Below are 16,897 nucleotides of genomic sequence, written 5' to 3'. Positions count from 1 at the left end.
CGCGACGTCCTTTTTTCAGGGTTTCTGATCCCGTGCCGAACCTCCTTCGGCAGCCTGAATAACGGATAGGCAGGCTGCGGGATCGCACACCGTATCAGATGCCGAGACTTGGGCATAACGTAGCGCCAAACCATGTAATCTTGAGAAAAATTCGATACTAGGGCACAATTTGTAGACGCATCTGAAGTGCGCAGCTATCTCAAACCCGGCCGTCTTGCGCCGAGCGACAGATCGCGGCGGAGGGTCGGCGTCGGATGGATCAGGCGTTCTTTCTTCTGTTCGCTGCGGCGTCCGTGATCACGGCACTGACCGTGGTCCTGGCGCGGAATCCGGTTCACAGCGCATTGGCGCTGATGGCGTGTTTCCTGCAGATCTCGGCGATCTTCGTCTTGCTCGAGGCGCCGTTGCTCGCGGTCATCCAGATCTTCGTCTATGTCGGCGCGATCATGGTCCTGTTCCTTTTCGTGATCATGATGATCGATGTGCGCGAAGCGGTGTTGCAGCGGTTCTTGCCGGGCGGCAACCTGCCGGCCATGGTGCTGCTCGTCCTGCTTGGGGTCGAGATGCTTGTGCTGGTGCTCTGGAGCGACCGCTTTTCGGTCACGGAGCCCGTCGTTGTGCGCGGCGGCGATCAGATCAGGCAACTCAGCACGACACTTTTCGCCGACTATCTCCTGCCGTTTGAAGCCGCCTCGGTCATCCTGCTGGCCGCCTTGGTCGGCGCCATCGTGCTGGCGCGGAAGGAGCAGGGGTGATGGTTCCGCTCTCGTGGTATATTTTGCTCGGAGTGGTCCTGTTCGTGATCGGAGCAGCAGGCGTACTGCTCAGGCGCAATATCCTGGTCGTGCTGATGTCGCTGGAGCTCCTGCTCAACTCGGTCAACATCAATTTCATCGCTTTCGGGCATTACGACGACGATTTCCGCGGGCAGATATTCGCGATCTTCGTCATCGCAATCACCGCGGCGGAGGTTGCCGTCGCCCTCGGCATCTTGGTTGCCCTCGTAAGGAACAAGTCCACTCTCAAGGTCGACGACGTGACCATGATGAAAGGATAGCGGCTTGGAACCGGTGATATCGATCCGGCCGCTGCTTGCCGTCGCCGTTGCAGGCCTGGCGGCCCTGGCCGTTCTCCTTCTGAACAACCGCGAAAAACTCCGCGATGTCGTCTCGCCGTTGGCCGCGATCGCCATGTTTGCAATTGTCGCCTCAATGGCGCCTACGGTGCTGGCGGGCGGCACGGTGGATTTTCGCCTGTTCGAGATTCTGCCGGGGATCGACTTCGCTTTCCGGGTCGATGCGCTCGGCATGGTGTTTGCCACCGTCTCGTCGCTGCTGTGGATCGTGGCGGCGATCTATTCCATCGGCTACATGCGCCACTTGAACGAGCACGCGCAGACCCGGTTCTTCGCCTGCTTTGCCGCCAGTCTCGCGGCGGCCGTCGGAGGCGCCTTCGCCGCCAATCTGTTCACGCTGGTGATCTTCTACGAGGTGCTCAGCCTCGTCACCTATCCGCTCGTCTATCACCACGAGGACGAAGAGGGATGGACGGGCAGCCGGAAGTACCTCGTCTATCTGATGGGCGCGTCGAAGAGCGTCCTGCTCGCAGCGCTGGCGCTGACCTACCATCTGGCGGGGTCGCTCGACTTCGTGCCAGGCGGGCTGCTGGCCGGGGTCGATGCCTCGCCGGCACTGCTGACCGTGGTCTACTTCTGCTATCTGTTCGGCTTCGCCAAGGCCGCGGTGATGCCGATGCACGCCTGGCTGCCTGCCGCGATGGTGGCGCCAACGCCGGTCAGCGCGCTCCTGCATGCAGTGGCCGTGGTCAAGATGGGCGTGTTCTGCGTGCTGCGGATGGTTTTCCATGTCTTCGGCACAGGGCTGGTCGGGGAGTTGGGCCTTGGCGTAGCCACGGCCTATCTGGTTTCGTTCACGATCCTGATGGCGTCGGTCTACGCCCTGACGCGGGACGACCTGAAGGCTCGGCTCGCCTATTCGACGGTCAGCCAACTCTCCTACATCGTGCTGGGCGCGGTCCTGCTGTCGCCGGTCGCGATGGTCGGCGGGATCATCCACATTGCGGCGCATGCGTTCTCCAAGATCACGCTCTTTTTCTGCGCCGGGTCGATCTATTGCGCGTCCGGCAAGCGGAACATCAGCGACATGGCCGGCATCGGCCGCAGGCTGCCCTGGACGATGGGCGCGTTCTTCGTGGCCTCGCTCAGCATGATCGGGGTGCCGCCGACCGCGGGCTTCGTCAGCAAGTGGTATCTGGCGCTGGGCTCGGTGGAGGCGGGGGAGATTGCGTTCCTGGTCGTGCTCTTGGTGAGCTCGGTCCTGAACGCCGCCTACTTCCTGCCGGTCAGCTATGTCGCTTTTTTCGGGACGGAGACACAGGAAAGTCCGGCGACGGTCCGTGAAATTCCGATGGTGACGATCCCGCTGGTCGCGACCGCGATCCTGTCGGTGTCGATGGGTATTTTCCCCGGCTATTTTCTCACCCTGGCGGAAGGAGTGGTCAGATGATCAGGCGTGTCGTCGATTTCTTTGGTGAGGCGAGATACGCGGAGCAACGCCGCCGGCTGTTTTATCTGGCGCTCGTTCTGATCGTCATCGCCGATTTTCTGGTCCCCCGCGAACACGCTGAATACCTGTGGGACCGCTTGCCGGGCTGGTCGGCCGTCTATGGCTTCTTGTCCTGCGTCCTGCTGGTCTTCGTCTCCAAGTTCCTCGGCCATCAGGGCGGGTTGATGCGGCGCGAGGACTTTTATGATTGACTTCGTCCATCCCGCCCTGCTGTTCATTCTTGGCGCCCTGCCGATCCCTTTCCTGAAAGGATCAATCCGCAAGGCCTATCTGATGCTGATTCCCGCGCTGGCGATCCTCGCCGTGCTCACCGTGCAGCCGGGCAGCTACGGTGCGGCGGAGTTCATCGGGCAGGAAATCCTGATTGCGAAGGTCGACAAGCTGAGCATCGTCTTCGCCACCGTTTTCACCATCATGGCGCTGATCGGCATGGTCTATGCGCTGCACCTGACGGGCGCCGGAGAGCATGTGGCGGCGTTCGTCTATGCTGGCAGCGCGCTCGGCGTGGTGTTTGCTGGCGACTACCTGACCCTGTTCTTGTTCTGGGAAGCCATGGCGTTTGCCTCTGCCTATCTGGTTTTCGCCCAGGGAGGCGAGCAGGCGATCCGCGCCGCGTTCCGCTACCTCATGGTCCATATCACTGGCGGCGTCGCCCTGCTCGGCGGCGTCATTCTCCACGGGCTCGCCACCGGCTCCTTGCTCTTCGGCCCGATCGAGGGGGGGATGGACGTCGCCGCCTACCTGATCCTTGCCGGGTTCATGCTCAACGCCGCGGTGCCGCCGCTCAACGCCTGGCTGACTGACGCCTACCCGGAGGCGACCGTCACCGGGGCGGTGTTCATGAGCGCCTTCACCACCAAGACCGCCGTCTACGTGCTGGCGCGGGCGTTTCCGGGGACCGAACTTCTGATCTGGCTCGGCACCATCATGGCGCTTTACGGCGTCATCTACGCGGTGCTGGAGAACGACTGCCGGCGGCTCCTAGCCTATCACATCGTCAGCCAGGTGGGCTACATGGTGGCGGGCGTCGGCATCGGTACCGAGATGGCGGTGAACGGGGCTTCCAGCCATGCCTTCGCGCATATCCTCTACAAGGCGCTCCTGTTCATGGGTGCGGGGGCGGTGATCTACGTCACCGGGCGGCGCAAGCTCACCGAGCTCGGCGGGCTCTACAGGACCATGCCGCTGACCGTGGCGCTCTACATGGTCGGCGCCTTCGCAATCTCGGCATTTCCGTTCTTCTCGGGCTTCGTGACCAAATCGATGGTGGTGGCCGCCGCCGGGCAGGATCACCGCGCGCTGGTGGTGCTGGCGCTGACGATGGCGTCGTCGGGGACCTTCCTGCACACTGGGCTCAAGCTCCCGTATTACATGTTCTTCGGCACGGACCGGAAACTGGAGGCGCGGGAGCCGCCCCGCAACATGCTGGTTGCGATGGGAATGGCTGCGGTGCTGTGCATCGCGATCGGGGTGTTCCCCCAGCCACTTTACGCGCTGCTGCCCCATCCGGTCGACTTCGAACCCTACACCGGCGTCCATATCACCGAGAGCCTCGGCATACTGATGTTCACCGCATTGGGCTTCGTGCTGTTCCTCAGGGCGCTCGACCCCGAGAACACGATCAGCATCGACACCGACTGGTTCTACCGCAAAGGCGCGCGGTACTTCATGTGGCTCGCCGAAAAACCGCTGGCGCGTTACGAGAAGGCGGTGAGCGACATCTCCGAGACCGCGGTGCTGCCCTTCCTGCACGGAACCGCACGGGCCGGACTGCGGATCGATCTCAACGGTGTGGACGCGGTCGTCAACGGCGTCGCCCGCTCGATCCTGCGCGGTGGCGGCGCGCTGCGACAGTTGCAGACCGGCGTCGTGACCCATTACGCGCTGGCCATGATCGTCGGTGTGATCGCAGCCATCGCCGTCTTCGCCGTGGTGTGGCGGTAAGGGTGCGATGGCGTTCCCGCTGCTTAGCCTCATCGTGTTCATGCCCGCCGCCGGGGCAGCGGTTTTGATGTTTCTCCGCAACGACGATGCGGTGCGGTGGACGGCGCTGGGCGTCACCTTCCTCGACTTTGCTCTCTGCATCGTCATGCTGGCCGGCTTTGACACCACTACCCACGAGATGCAGTTCACCGAGACGCGCCCCTGGGTGCCCGCGCTCGGGATCACTTACTCGCTTGGCATCGACGGAATCAGCGCGCTCTTTGTGTTCCTGACCGCGCTGTTGGGCTGGATCTGCGTGCTCGCCTCGTGGGTGGCGATCGACCGCAAGGTGAAGGAGTTCATGGTCAGCCTGCTCACCATGCAGGCGCTGATGCTGGGGGTTTTCTGCGCGCTCGACCTGTTCCTGTTCTACGTCTTCTGGGAGGCGATGCTGATCCCGATGTACGTGATCATCGGCGTCTGGGGCGGCGACGGCCGGGTCTATGCGGCGTTCAAATTCTTCCTCTACACGCTGGCGGGTAGCCTTCTGTTCCTGATCGGGGTCATCGTGCTCTATCTCCACGGCGGCGAGACCTTCGACATCCTCGCCCTGACGGCGCAGGATTTGCCGTTCCGGGTTCAGTCCTGGCTGTTCTTTGCTTTCCTGATCGCTTTCGCAGTCAAGGTGCCGATGGTCCCGGTCCATACATGGCTGCCGGACGCCCATGTGCAAGCGCCGACGGCGGGCAGCATCATCCTCGCCGGAGTGCTCCTGAAGATGGGCGCCTACGGGTTCCTCCGGTTCTCGCTGCCGATGCTGCCGGAGGCGTCGGTGCACTATTCGACGCTGATGCTGGCCCTTTCGGCGCTTGCGATCGTCTATGGCGGGTTACTTGCCTTGGCGCAGGATGACCTCAAGAAGCTGGTGGCCTATTCCAGCATCAGCCACATGGGCTTCGTGACGCTGGGGATTTTCACGTTGAACCTCCGCGGGCTCGAGGGCGGCATCCTGCAAATGTTCAATCATGGCGTAACGACGGGCGCGTTGTTCCTGTTCGTCGGCCTGATCTACGAGCGGACCCATACCCGCAGCATCGCGGATTATGGCGGGCTGATGAAGGCGGCGCCGGTCTATACCGCGTTTCTTGCGCTGTTCACCCTGTCGTCGATGGCGCTGCCGGGAACGAATTCGTTCGTGGGCGAGTTGCTGGTGCTGTCAGGCGCGTTCGCGGCCAATCTGGCTGTCGGCGCCGCCGCCGTTCTGGGGGCTCTGCTGGGCGCGGCCTACCTGCTTGGCATGTACAGGAAAGTCGCGCTTGGTCCAGCCAGCATCGGCGTGCGGTTCAAGATTCGCGACGTAAACGCCCGCGAACTGGTGGCGATCCTGCCGCTGGCGGTCTTCGTGCTCTGGGTCGGGCTCTATCCGAAACCTTTTCTCAACATCATCGGGCCTTCGGTGAGGCATCTGCTCACGCAGGTGCATTCTAACGGGGGCGGCCAATGACCGCTGCCACGCTTTTCCAGTCGATCCTAGCGAGCCTGCCCGAGATCGTGGTGGTCACTGGGGCCTGCATCTTGCTGATTCTGGGACAGCTTGTGCCAAAGGGACAGGGGTATTTCCTCGTCTGCGCTTCCGCTGCAACCGTGCTGGTTGCGGCCTTGGCGACACTGTTACTGGCGGGCGAGGTGCGGCCGGCCTATTCGGGCATGTTTATCGCCGACCGCTTCGCGGTCTTCTTCAAGATGGTGTTCTACCTTTCGACCATCCTGACGTTCCTCCTGTCGCGAAAATATGCCGAGATCGAGGAGATCGCGTTGAGCGAATACTATGTCCTGCTGCTCTTTGCGCTTTCCGGCATGATGATCATGGCCTCGGCAACCGATCTTCTGTCGATCTATGTCGGCCTCGAGCTGATGGCGCTCTCGACCTATGTGCTCACCGGCTTCCTCAGGAAGGAGCGGCGGTCGAACGAGGCGGCGCTGAAATACGTTGTTCTCGGCGGGGTCTCGACGGGAATCTTCCTCTACGGCGTCTCGCTGATCTACGGGATCACCGGCACGACGCAGCTGGACGGGATGGCTGCGGCGGTGACCGGCGACCCGCTCGATCCCGGATTGCTCCTGGCGGTGGTCTTCATCGTCGCGGGGCTGGTCTTCAAGGTCGGCGCGGTGCCGTTCCACATGTGGGTGCCGGACGTCTATGAAGGCGCGCCGACGACAATCACGGCCTTCATGTCGGTCGCCCCCAAGGCGGCGGGGTTCGCGGTGATCCTGCGCGTGTTCCTCAACCCGCTGGTCGCCGCTTCCGACGCCTGGATCATCGTCGCAGTGATCGCGGTGGTGACGATGGCGCTCGGCAGCTTCGTGGCGCTGGTGCAGGACAATTTCAAGCGCCTGCTCGCCTATTCCAGCATCGCCCATGCGGGCTTCGCGCTCTTCGGCGTGGTGGCGGGTGGCGCCGACGGGATTGCCGGCGTGATGCTCTACCTGCTGATCTACGCCTTCATGAATCTCGGTATCTTCGGCATCGTCATCATGATGCGGAATGGCGATTTCTCCGGCGAGGTCATCGAGGACTACGCCGGCTTCGCCAAGTCGCATCGCGGGTTGGCGCTTCTGATGCTGCTCTACCTGTTCTCGCTCGCCGGCATTCCGCCGACAGCCGGGTTCTTCGCCAAGTTCTACGTGCTGGTGGCGCTCGTCGAGCGGGGTTTCGTCACGCTGGCGGTGATCGCGGTGCTGCTGAGCGCCGTCGCCGCCTACTTCTACATCCGCATCGTCATGGTAATCTACATGCGCGAGCCGGAGCGCGCGTTCGAGCCTGCCCTGACGCCGTCCGTCCGCGCCACGCTCGCCTTGACCGCCGCCGGCACCATCGGCATCGGACTGTTTCCGGCGTGGTTTCTGAGGCTTGCCCAGAGTTCCGTGTTCGGCGGTTGACTACGATTGGATTTGCAATGAACCGGCCAACCGAATACTCTTGGCGCTACGAAAGGATGCCCTAGTCGCTGCACGAGGGCCGCACCGCCGGCCAGAAGATTGGTCGGTCGCAGCTTGAGCAAGCCCTCGGTGGGTGACCGGGGCAGCGCGACATGACTGGAATGGAATTCCTGCCGGTTCTCTTCATGGTCGCCGGAATTGTGCTGGTGGCCGTGGCGACGCTGTTCGTCTCCTCGCTCCTGCGCCCGTCCAACCCCTATCCCGCGAAGAACATGCCCTATGAGTGCGGCATGGACCCGGCCGGCGAGGCCGCCGGGGGCCGCTTCAGGGTGCAGTTCTTCATCCTCGCAATCCTGCTGGTGGTGTTCGACGTCGAGGCGATGTTCCTGTTTCCCTGGGCGGTCGTGCTGAAGGAGATCGGGCTCGTCGGCTATGTCGAGATGTTTGTCTTCATGCTGCTGCTTATCGTGGGCTTGGCCTACGCCTGGCTGAAAGGAGCGCTGGAATGGGAGGAGTAGGCGAAACGATCCGCGACAGCGTGCTGTTCACCACCGCCGACAGCGTCATCAGCTGGAGCCGGCGGTCGGCGCTCTGGCCCGAGACCTTCGGGATTGCCTGCTGCGCCATCGAGATGATTTCGGCCGGCTGCGCCCGCTACGACCTCGACCGCTTCGGCGTGGTGTTTCGACCTTCGCCGCGCCAGTCCGACGTGATGATCATCGCCGGCACGGTGACGCGGAAGTTCGCTCCGGTCGTGCGCCGGCTCTTCGACCAGATGCCGGAGCCACGCTGGGTCATCGCCATGGGCACCTGCGCGATCTCGGGCGGGGTCTACAACACCTACGCCGTGGTACAGGGGGCGGAGACTTTCGTGCCGGTGGACGTGCATGTGCCCGGCTGCCCGCCGCGGCCCGAGGCACTGATGCATGGCATCCTTCTGCTCCAAGAGAAGATCAAGAGGTCCCGCGCGCTGGCCGGGACGCCTCTGGATCGGGTTGCAGCCTCATGAGCGTGGAGACGTCCCTCATCCGCACCCTGATCGCGGAACGTTTCGGGGGGGAAATCGAGGGGCTTGGCTTCTCGCGTGGGGTTCACGCTTTCGCCTCACCGCCTGACATGATCATCGAGCTTTGCCAATTCCTGAAGGGCCATCCGGCGCTGCGGTTCGATTTCCTGTCCGACATCTGCGGGGTCGACCATTATCCCGAAACGCTGCGCTACGAGGCGGTGTACCACCTCTATTCGCTGCCGAACAAATGGCGCGTTCGGATCAAATGCCGCCTCGGCGATCCGCCGCGGGTCCCGTCGGTGACGGGGGTCTGGCGGACCGCCAACTGGCACGAGCGCGAGGCCTGGGACATGTATGGCATCCGGTTCGAGGGCCATCCTGACCTGCGCCGGATCTACATGTGGGAAGGCTTCGAGGGCTTTCCGCAGCGCAAGGACTTTCCGCTCCGGGGCTACAAGGACACGCTGAACCCGTTTGGCGCGGAAGGCCCGCCGCCGACGCAGCCCGATCTCGCCACCAAGGACATTCCATAAGGGAGGCCGTTCGACGCCGGGAAGTGAGATGACCGAAGTCACGGAACTGAGCAGGTCGGCAGGTGAAGCGCTCGACACAAAGGAGGTGCTTCTCAACCTCGGCCCGCAGCATCCCAGCACGCATGGGGTGCTGCGGCTCGTCCTTGAGCTGGACGGCGAGTATGTCGCGCGCGTGGACCCACACATCGGCTACCTCCACCGCGGCACCGAAAAGCTGGCCGAGAGCTTCACTTACACCCAGATTTTTCCGCTAACCGACCGGCTCGACTACCTCTGCCCGCCCTCGAACAACCTCGCTTTCGCGCTAGCGGTGGAGAAGCTCCTGGGCATCGAAGCGCCGATCCGCGCGCAATATATCCGCGTGCTGATGGCCGAACTCGCGCGGATCTCCGGTCACCTCCTGATCACCGGCGCGTTGCCGATGGACCTGGGCGCCATGACCGCGTTGGTTTACGCCATGCGCGAGCGTGAAATGATCATGGACCTGTTGGAGATGATCAGCGGGGCGCGGATGCACACCTCCTTCTGCCGGGTCGGCGGTGTGCGCGAGGACCTGCCCGACGGGTTCTTCCCCAAGATCAGGGAGTTCTGCGACATCTTCCCGAATCGGATCCGCGACTATGAACGGCTGGTCGAGAACAACCGGGTGTTCCTGAAGCGCACGCAGGGGATCGGCGTGATCTCGGGCGAGGACGGTATCGATCTCGGCCTGAGCGGCCCGAACCTGCGCGCTTCAGGCGTCGACTGGGACATCCGCCGCGACGAGCCTTACGAGATTTACGACCGGCTCGACTTCAACGTCATCACCCGCGACGAGGGCGATTGCTACGCGCGCTGGCGATGCCGGGTCGAGGAGATGCGCGAGAGCGTCCGGATCATCGAACAATGCCTCGACCAGATGCCCGAGGGGCCGTTCCAGATCGATATGCCGACCATCGCTTTCCCGGTGAACAAGGACAAAGTGCACTGCTCGATGGAGGCGCTGATCCAGCATTTCGACCTATCGGCCTATGGCTTCAAGGTGCCGAAGGGCGAGGTCTATTCGGCGATCGAGGCGCCAAAGGGCGAGCTCGGGTTCTACATCATCAGCGACGGGTCGCAAAAACCGTTCCGGATGAAAGTGCGGGCACCGTCATTCGTCAACCTTCAAGGACTGTTCGGGGTCGGCAATGCCCGCTACCTGGCGGACATGATCGCCGTGCTGGGCAGCCTCGACCCTGTGATGGCCGAGGTGGACAAGTAGCAGGAGATTTTGGACGCGATGAACATGCGCGAACAGATCGAGGCGGCGGCGGCGCGGTATCCCGACCAGCGCTCGGCGATCATGCCCGCGCTTCTGATCGCGCAAAAGGAACATGGCCATCTGCCCGGCCCGGTGTTGGAAGAGGTCGCCGACATCCTCGGTGTCGAGCGGGTCTGGGTCTATGAATTGGCGACCTTCTACACCCTCTTCCATACCGAGCCGGTGGGTCTGTTCCACCTGCAACTCTGCGACAACCTCTCCTGCATGCTGCGCCGATCCGACGACCTGCTGAGGCATCTGGAGACGGTGCTGGGGATCGAAAAGGGCGGCACGACCCCGGATGGGCTGTTCACGCTTTCGACCGTCGAATGCCTCGGCGCTTGCGAGATGGCCCCGGTGATGCAGGTCGGCGACGACTATCACGGCGACCTCGACATCGCGCGGATCGACGCGCTCGTGGACAGGCTGCGCGCGGCGGCGGGGCAAGCGACCGGCGCCGAACTCGCCGCCGCAGAACCGCCGGGAGAGTAGCCGCCATGTTTGAACCGGTCCTTCTCAGAAACATGGACGTGCCGGATGCCCATCTGCTTTCGAGCTATGAGGCCGGCGGCGGCTACCAGGCGCTGGCGAAGGCGCTGCGCGAGCACACGCCCGACGAGATCATCGACCTCGTCAAGCAATCGAACCTGCGCGGTCGCGGCGGCGCCGGATTCCCGACGGGGTTGAAATGGAGCTTCGTGCCGAAACGGGCCGACAAGCCGAAATACCTGTGCTGCAACGCCGATGAGGGCGAGCCCGGCACGTTCAAGGACCGGATCATCATGGAGCGTGATCCGCACCAGCTAATCGAGGGCATGGCGATCAGCGCCTACGCGATCGGGGCGGAAACCGCCTATGTCTACATCCGCGGGGAATACGTGCTGGCGATCCACCGGCTGGAGCAGGCGATCGCCGAGGCCCATGCGAAGGGTTATCTGGGAACACGGATTCTGGGCTTGGATTTCAATTTCGTCGTGCACATCCATTGCGGCGCCGGCGCATATATCTGCGGCGAGGAGACGGCGATGCTCGACTCGCTCGAAGGCAAGCGGGCGCAGCCCCGTCTGAAACCGCCATTTCCGGCGGTCGCGGGGCTCTACGCCAGCCCGACCGTGATCAACAATGTCGAGACGCTGGTCTGCGTGCCGCATATTGTGGCGCGGGGGCCGGACTGGTTTCGCGGCATCGGCCCTGACAAGAGCCCCGGTCCGAAGCTTTATTGCCTCAGCGGGCACGTGCGGAAACCGGGCCTTTACGAACTGCCGATGGGCATATCGCTGCGTGAACTGGTCGAGGACCGCGCGGGCGGGCCGCCGCCGGGGCGCAGGATCAAGGCGGTGATCCCCGGCGGGGTCTCGGCGCCGCTGATCCCGGAGCGCGGGCTGGATGTCGGGATGGACTTCGACTCGCTGGCTGCGGTCGGCTCGATGCTTGGCTCGGCCGGGGTGATCGTGATCGACGACTCGACCTGCATGGTCAAGGTCGCCACCCGGATCATCGAGTTCTTCCACCACGAGTCCTGCGGCAAGTGCACGCCGTGCCGCGAAGGGCTCAACTGGGTTGTGAAAGTGCTGCGCCGGGTCGAGGCGGGACAGGGCGTGCCGGACGATCTGGAACAGCTGGAGGCGCTCTGCAAGGGCATTTTCGGCAACACGTTCTGCGCTCTTGGCGACGGTGCGGCTATGGGGCTGCGGGCGGCACTGGCGCATTTCGAGCATGAATTCGTCGCCCATATCGAGGAGCGGAGGTGCTCGTTTCACTAAGGAGCGCGCAGGGAGAAGGCCGCAAGAAGTCATGGTTAGCGTCACGATCGATGAACAAACGCTGGAAGTGGAGGCAGGCTCTACGGTGCTGCAGGCCGCCGAGCGTTTGGGCATCGAAATCCCGACCTTCTGCTATCTGAAGCGGCTGCCGGCGCTGGCCTCCTGCCGCATGTGCCTGGTAGAGATCGAAGGGCAGCGGCGGCTGCAGCCGTCCTGCGCCGCCGCGGTCACCGACGGCATGGTAGTGCGGACGAACACGCCGCTGATCGACGAAACGCGCTCTTCCATGCTCGACATGCTGCTCGCCAACCACCCCCTCGACTGCCCGATCTGCGACAAGGGCGGCGAGTGCGAGCTTCAGGACATGGTGATGGCATACGGGCCCCGGGAAAGCCGGTTCCGCGATGCCAAACGTGTGTTCCACTCCGAGGACATCCGTCTCAGCCCGGTCATCATCATGAACGTCAACCGCTGCATCCAGTGCCAGCGCTGCGTCCGGATGTGCGAGGACGTGGTCGGCGCGGTCGCCTTGGGCACCATCGAAAAAGGCATGGACACCGCCGTCACCGGCTTCGAGGGCAGTCTCGCGAGTTGCGACCAGTGCGGCAATTGCGTCGAGGTCTGCCCGGTCGGCGCACTGATGAGCTTCCCCTATCGCTACAAGGCACGGCCCTGGGATCTGGTCGAGACCGACACGGTCTGCCCGCACTGCGGCACCGGCTGCCAGCTCACCGTCGGCGCGCGCAAGGGCGAGTTCATGCGGGTCCGCTCGAAGTGGGAGCATGGCGTCAATCGCGAAACGCTTTGCGTTCGGGGGCGCTTCGGCCTCGACTTCGTCGGGAGCCGGGACCGGATCAAGCGGCCGATGATCCGTCGTGACGGCGCACTGGTTCCGGTTTCCTGGGACGAAGCCGGGGACTACCTGCGCCGAGGCCTGTCGGCCGTCGAGAGCAAGGCTGCGGGCGGGCTGGCCTCGCCGCGCCTGCCCAACGAGGTGCTTTATCAGTTCCAGAAGCTGATGCGGACGGTATTCCGGACCAACAACATCGACTGCTCGTCGCGCTGGTCCACGCCCTTCGAGACGCTCGACCCGTTGGTGGCGGGCTTCTACACCCGCGCGCCGCTGGAGGAGGTGATCGGCAACGACTGCGTGCTTGTCGTCGGTGGCAACGTGACCGACGAGAACCCGGTCACTGAATACCTGCTGCGAGACAGCGCCCGGCGGCGGCAGACCGGGTTGCTCATGCTCTCGGCGCGGCCATCCCGTCTGGACGCCGATGCCCGGGTGGTCGTTCGCGTTCGGCCGGGCGGTGAGGCAGCGAGCCTTGCCGCGGTAGTGGCCGGGCTGGTGGCGGCGGCCGGCCAAGCCTTGCCGAGCGAGGTTCTTGCGGGCGTCGGCGCGGCAACCGGCTGGGCAGCAGCGACCACCGGCAGCGACGGGCCGGACCGTCTAGCCGCTGCGCTGCTGGACGGCGGGAGCGTCGCTGTGCTTGTCAGCGCCGACCTCCTGAGGCTTTCCGAAGCGCGCGCAACGCTGCAGCAGCTCACCAACCTGTTGCGGGTTCTCCGCGTGCTCGGCAAGGGCCCGGCGATGCAGTTCCTCTTCGACCGAGCCAACCAGCTGGGCGCCTGGGACATGGGGGTTCTGCCGGCGGCCCTGCCGGGGCTGCGCCCGGTCGGCGATCCCACGGCGCGCACAGCTCTCATACGGGCGTGGGGCGCCGAAATTCCGCCTGAGCCGGGCGCGGATCTCGACGCAATGCTGGCGCTTTGTGACAAGGGGCGGGTAGGCGCGCTTTATATCGTCGGAAGCGACCCCCTGATGACCTATCCCGACCGGGGATTCGTCAAGCGGGCGCTTGATGCCACCGATCTCCTGATCGTGCAGGACACCTTCCTCACCGATACCGTGGGTCTGGCCGATGTCGTCCTGCCTGCGGCGGGTTATGGAGAGGAATCCGGCACCTTCACCAACAACGAGGGCCGGATCCAGGCGGTCCGCAAGTTCCGCGAACCCGCCTTCGAGGCGCGGGGCAATCTGGCGATCTTGGACTTCGTCGCAGCGCTCCGCAACCAAGCAATGCAACCGTCGATGCAAGGCGAAATCTTCCGCGAGATTGCCCGGCTGGTTCCGGCCTACCAAGGGCTGACGCAGGACGGGCTTGGCGCCGACGGAGCATTCACCACGGCGGACCCGACGCCGCCGGCTGGCGAGTTCTTCGCCCCTCCGCCTAACCCGAATGCGGCCGACCGGCTCATGTTGGTCACCGGCAACTGCCTGTTCCACAATGGATATCTTTCCGAACGCTCGGAGATCCTAAATACGGTGGCGGATGACCCATATGTTGAGATGAGCGCGTGGGACGCCGCGCAGCTTGGCCTTTCGGATCGCGATCAGGTGATCGTACGATCCACCAAGGGCGAACTGAGGGCGCAGCTCAAGGTCAATAGGCATTTTCCCGGGGGGCTCGTGTTCGTGCCGGAAAACTATAGAGACCTGCGTCTCAACAGCCTTATGCGGCGGGGCGAATACCCTTGTCCGGTGGAGGTTCAAAAGGCGCACGCTGCCTTCGCCACCGGAGTCGAGGCGCGCCCTGAAAGTCGCGGCCGAGGCATTGCCGAGCTTCCGGGCAGTTCACCCTAATCGGCTCCCCCGGGTATCCTCAGTGATAAGGGCTCCCGGCAATGTAATCGCTCAACGCTTGCTCGGTACGGAGCAATTCGTCGAGCCGGTGCTTGACCACGTCGCCGATGCTCACCACGCCGACAGAAGTGTCGCCGTCCATGACCAACACATGGCGCGTGCGTCGGTCGGTCATGAGCGACATCACAAAGGGCAGCAAATCCTGTGTCGAACAGGTCACCACACTGCGGTTCATGATGTCGGCGACCCGCATTGTGGGCGCCTCGATTCCGTATTCAGCCACCGCATAGCAGCAGTCCCGCTCCGACAGCGTGCCCAGGCATTCCCCGGGCGAACGGCTGACGACCACGAATCCGATGTTGTTGTCCCGAAACAGCCGCAGGACTTCTACGACCGTCTGATCTGGTGTGACCGAGATGAGCTCGGGAGATTTGGTCTTCAAGATTTGGCAGACAAGCATCTGAGCCTCCTGTGCTCCGGCTTGACGGCTACCGCGCGTTCACGTTCGGCGGATATTCCGCCACCAGTTGTATCCCTGCGGCTCACTCGTCTCGACCAGCACGTCCTGCTCGGTGTTCAGGCGCGCCGCGACCACACCGCCGCCGGTCGTCGCCTTGCCCGGTTTGCCGAGCAGATCGTCACGTCCGACCACCAGGTCACGCGAGGAAAAACTCGAGAATTCGTACTGTTGGCCAAGCGCGATCGCGTCGGCCGGGCAGGCGTCCTCGCACAGCCCGCAGAACAGACAGCGGGCCATGTCGATCTCGAATTTTGCTGGATGCCGGTTGCCCTTCTCGTCCTCGTAGGGAATGACTTCGATACAGTCGCAGGGACAAATCCGCGCGCAGAGCTCGCAGGCCACGCACTTGATCTCGCCCTCTTCGTCGCGCGTCAGGAAGTGATGCCCGCGGTAACGCGAATAGGGCAACCATTTTTCCTTGTCAGGATACTGCATGGTCACGGATCTGGAGAACATGTAGCCGAAGGTCAGCGCCAAGGCGCCCGCCAGATCGGCGAAGAACGCCCAGCCGATCCATGCTCCACTTCTGTCCAGTGCGCGCGACATAGCGCCTCGCTACGAGCCGCTGCTATCCCTAAAGGAAAGCAACACCAGTTATAATTATGTTCCCCAGTGACAGTGGAAGCAAGACTTTCCAACCGATCGCCATCAGTTGGTCGTATCGATAGCGCGGGAAGGTGAAGCGGAACCACATAAACACATAGAGGAAGAACGCGACCTTGAGCGCGAACCAGAGGAGCGGCGGCAACGGGATCAGCACGCCGTTCCAGCCGCCGAAGAACAGGATGACCGACAGGACCGACACCAGCAGCATGACGGCGTATTCGCTGACCATGAAGAACGCAAAGCGGATGCCGCTGTATTCGGTATGGAACCCGGCCCCCAGATCGCCTTCCGCCTCCGCTAAGTCAAAAGGTATGCGCTGCGCTTCGGCCAGCCCGGCGACGAAGAATACGAAAAACCCGACCGGTTGGTAGACGATGTTCCAGACATCGGCCTGCGCCCGTACGATCTCGAGCAGGCTCATGGATTGCGCCAGCATTACCACGCCGATGACCGCGAACCCCATCGGGATCTCGTAGCTGATCATCTGCGCGCAAGTCCTGAGGCTGCCCAGGACCGCGTATTTGCTGTTCGCGGCCCAGCCGCCGAAGATGACGCCATAGACCTCGATCCCGATCACCGCGAAGACGAAAAGGAGCGCCACGTTCATATTGGAGACGTAGAGCGTGATCTCGGCGCCGAGGACCGAGACGCTTTCGCCGAAGGGGATCGCGACGAACACCACGAAGGGCGGGGCGAGCGCCAGGATCGGCGCCAGTTTGAACAGGAAGCGGTCGGCTTCGGCCGGGATGTGGTCCTCTTTGGTCAAGAGCTTGATGCCGTCCGCCACCGGCTGCAGCAGCCCGTGCCACCCCACGCGCATCGGCCCCATCCGCTGCTGGATGTGCCCGGCGATCTTGCGTTCGAGCCACGTCAGCGGCAAGGGCAGCAGCAGCAGGATCGCAATCAGCAACGCGACCTTGAAGGCGATCAGGCCAAGGGCGAAGACAAGTTCCATAATCCGTAGCTACTTGTTCAACGGGTTGAGACTTACGACACTGAGCACTTGCGCTTGTCCGGCTTCGCGGGAACGGCAGTCTGCCGGCGGCGACGCAACTTGTGCAATGGTATCACAGTCTTACCGTTGCTGGCCAC

Annotated in this window: 17 protein-coding genes; 14 read left to right on the top strand and 3 right to left on the bottom strand. The window is 63.4% G+C overall.

Annotated elements, in window-relative coordinates; all coding sequences use genetic code 11:
* Nucleotides 1–254 precede the first annotated feature (254 nt).
* The 14 genes from BQ8482_RS33145 to nuoG all read left to right on the top strand — a co-directional run bounded on the left by BQ8482_RS33145 (nucleotide 255) and on the right by nuoG (nucleotide 14,679).
* Nucleotides 255–755, top strand: a complete 501-nt coding sequence (locus tag BQ8482_RS33145) for an NADH-quinone oxidoreductase subunit J family protein (protein ID WP_123151422.1) — start codon at nucleotides 255–257, stop codon at nucleotides 753–755.
* Entirely contained in the window at nucleotides 755–1,057 is a 303-nt protein-coding gene (nuoK, locus tag BQ8482_RS33140) for an NADH-quinone oxidoreductase subunit NuoK (RefSeq protein WP_123151419.1), read from the top strand. Before BQ8482_RS33145 ends, nuoK begins: the two co-directional genes overlap by 1 nt.
* Nucleotides 1,058–1,061: 4 nt before the next feature.
* Nucleotides 1,062–2,525, top strand: a complete 1,464-nt coding sequence (locus BQ8482_RS33135; RefSeq protein ID WP_123151417.1) for a monovalent cation/H+ antiporter subunit D family protein — start codon at nucleotides 1,062–1,064, stop codon at nucleotides 2,523–2,525.
* Nucleotides 2,522–2,776 carry a hypothetical protein gene (locus tag BQ8482_RS33130; RefSeq protein ID WP_123151415.1) on the top strand — a complete coding sequence of 85 codons (255 nt, stop codon included), beginning with the start codon at nucleotides 2,522–2,524 and terminating at the stop codon, nucleotides 2,774–2,776. Before BQ8482_RS33135 ends, BQ8482_RS33130 begins: the two co-directional genes overlap by 4 nt.
* Nucleotides 2,769–4,529 carry a Na(+)/H(+) antiporter subunit D gene (locus tag BQ8482_RS33125; protein ID WP_123151412.1) on the top strand — a complete coding sequence of 587 codons (1,761 nt, stop codon included), beginning with the start codon at nucleotides 2,769–2,771 and terminating at the stop codon, nucleotides 4,527–4,529. Before BQ8482_RS33130 ends, BQ8482_RS33125 begins: the two co-directional genes overlap by 8 nt.
* Nucleotides 4,530–4,536: 7 nt before the next feature.
* On the top strand, nucleotides 4,537–6,012 hold the full coding sequence (locus BQ8482_RS33120) for an NADH-quinone oxidoreductase subunit M (protein WP_123151410.1): 1,476 nt from the start codon (nucleotides 4,537–4,539) through the stop codon (nucleotides 6,010–6,012).
* Nucleotides 6,009–7,448 (top strand): NADH-quinone oxidoreductase subunit N, encoded by a 1,440-nt coding sequence (locus BQ8482_RS33115; RefSeq protein ID WP_123151408.1) that lies wholly within the window; start codon nucleotides 6,009–6,011, stop codon nucleotides 7,446–7,448. Before BQ8482_RS33120 ends, BQ8482_RS33115 begins: the two co-directional genes overlap by 4 nt.
* Before the next feature lie 152 nt (nucleotides 7,449–7,600).
* The gene (locus tag BQ8482_RS33110) at nucleotides 7,601–7,966 is read left to right on the top strand and encodes an NADH-quinone oxidoreductase subunit A (RefSeq protein WP_123151405.1); all 366 of its coding nucleotides are present in this window, start codon (nucleotides 7,601–7,603) and stop codon (nucleotides 7,964–7,966) included.
* On the top strand, nucleotides 7,954–8,457 hold the full coding sequence (locus tag BQ8482_RS33105; protein WP_027152448.1) for a NuoB/complex I 20 kDa subunit family protein: 504 nt from the start codon (nucleotides 7,954–7,956) through the stop codon (nucleotides 8,455–8,457). Before BQ8482_RS33110 ends, BQ8482_RS33105 begins: the two co-directional genes overlap by 13 nt.
* Nucleotides 8,454–8,990 carry an NADH-quinone oxidoreductase subunit C gene (locus tag BQ8482_RS33100; protein ID WP_123151404.1) on the top strand — a complete coding sequence of 179 codons (537 nt, stop codon included), beginning with the start codon at nucleotides 8,454–8,456 and terminating at the stop codon, nucleotides 8,988–8,990. Before BQ8482_RS33105 ends, BQ8482_RS33100 begins: the two co-directional genes overlap by 4 nt.
* A gap of 28 nt (nucleotides 8,991–9,018) precedes the next feature.
* A complete protein-coding gene (nuoD, locus tag BQ8482_RS33095; protein WP_123151402.1) occupies nucleotides 9,019–10,233 on the top strand; it encodes an NADH dehydrogenase (quinone) subunit D in 1,215 nt (404 codons plus the stop codon).
* Nucleotides 10,234–10,251: 18 nt separating this feature from the next.
* Entirely contained in the window at nucleotides 10,252–10,764 is a 513-nt protein-coding gene (locus BQ8482_RS33090) for an NADH-quinone oxidoreductase subunit NuoE (protein WP_123151400.1), read from the top strand.
* Between the two features lie 5 nt (nucleotides 10,765–10,769).
* On the top strand, nucleotides 10,770–12,035 hold the full coding sequence (gene nuoF, locus BQ8482_RS33085) for an NADH-quinone oxidoreductase subunit NuoF (protein WP_123151398.1): 1,266 nt from the start codon (nucleotides 10,770–10,772) through the stop codon (nucleotides 12,033–12,035).
* Nucleotides 12,036–12,066: 31 nt separating this feature from the next.
* Entirely contained in the window at nucleotides 12,067–14,679 is a 2,613-nt protein-coding gene (gene nuoG / locus BQ8482_RS33080) for an NADH-quinone oxidoreductase subunit NuoG (protein ID WP_123151396.1), read from the top strand.
* 19 nt (nucleotides 14,680–14,698) lie between these two features.
* Here the strand turns inward: nuoG and BQ8482_RS33075 are convergent, their stop codons facing one another.
* The 3 genes from BQ8482_RS33075 to nuoH are packed head-to-tail and all read right to left on the bottom strand — an operon-like array spanning nucleotide 14,699 to nucleotide 16,760.
* Entirely contained in the window at nucleotides 14,699–15,139 is a 441-nt protein-coding gene (locus tag BQ8482_RS33075; RefSeq protein ID WP_123151395.1) for a CBS domain-containing protein, read from the bottom strand.
* Between the two features lie 39 nt (nucleotides 15,140–15,178).
* Nucleotides 15,179–15,745 carry an NADH-quinone oxidoreductase subunit I gene (locus tag BQ8482_RS33070; RefSeq protein WP_123151393.1) on the bottom strand — a complete coding sequence of 189 codons (567 nt, stop codon included), beginning with the start codon at nucleotides 15,743–15,745 and terminating at the stop codon, nucleotides 15,179–15,181.
* 28 nt (nucleotides 15,746–15,773) lie between these two features.
* The gene (gene nuoH / locus BQ8482_RS33065) at nucleotides 15,774–16,760 is read right to left on the bottom strand and encodes an NADH-quinone oxidoreductase subunit NuoH (RefSeq protein ID WP_123151391.1); all 987 of its coding nucleotides are present in this window, start codon (nucleotides 16,758–16,760) and stop codon (nucleotides 15,774–15,776) included.
* Nucleotides 16,761–16,897 lie beyond the last annotated feature (137 nt).

This window comes from Mesorhizobium delmotii (assembly GCF_900149755.1).
Lineage (GTDB): Bacteria > Pseudomonadota > Alphaproteobacteria > Rhizobiales > Rhizobiaceae > Mesorhizobium > Mesorhizobium delmotii.
The sequence above is the reverse complement of the archived record's forward strand: the minus strand, read 5'-3'. Positions and strand labels throughout refer to the sequence as shown.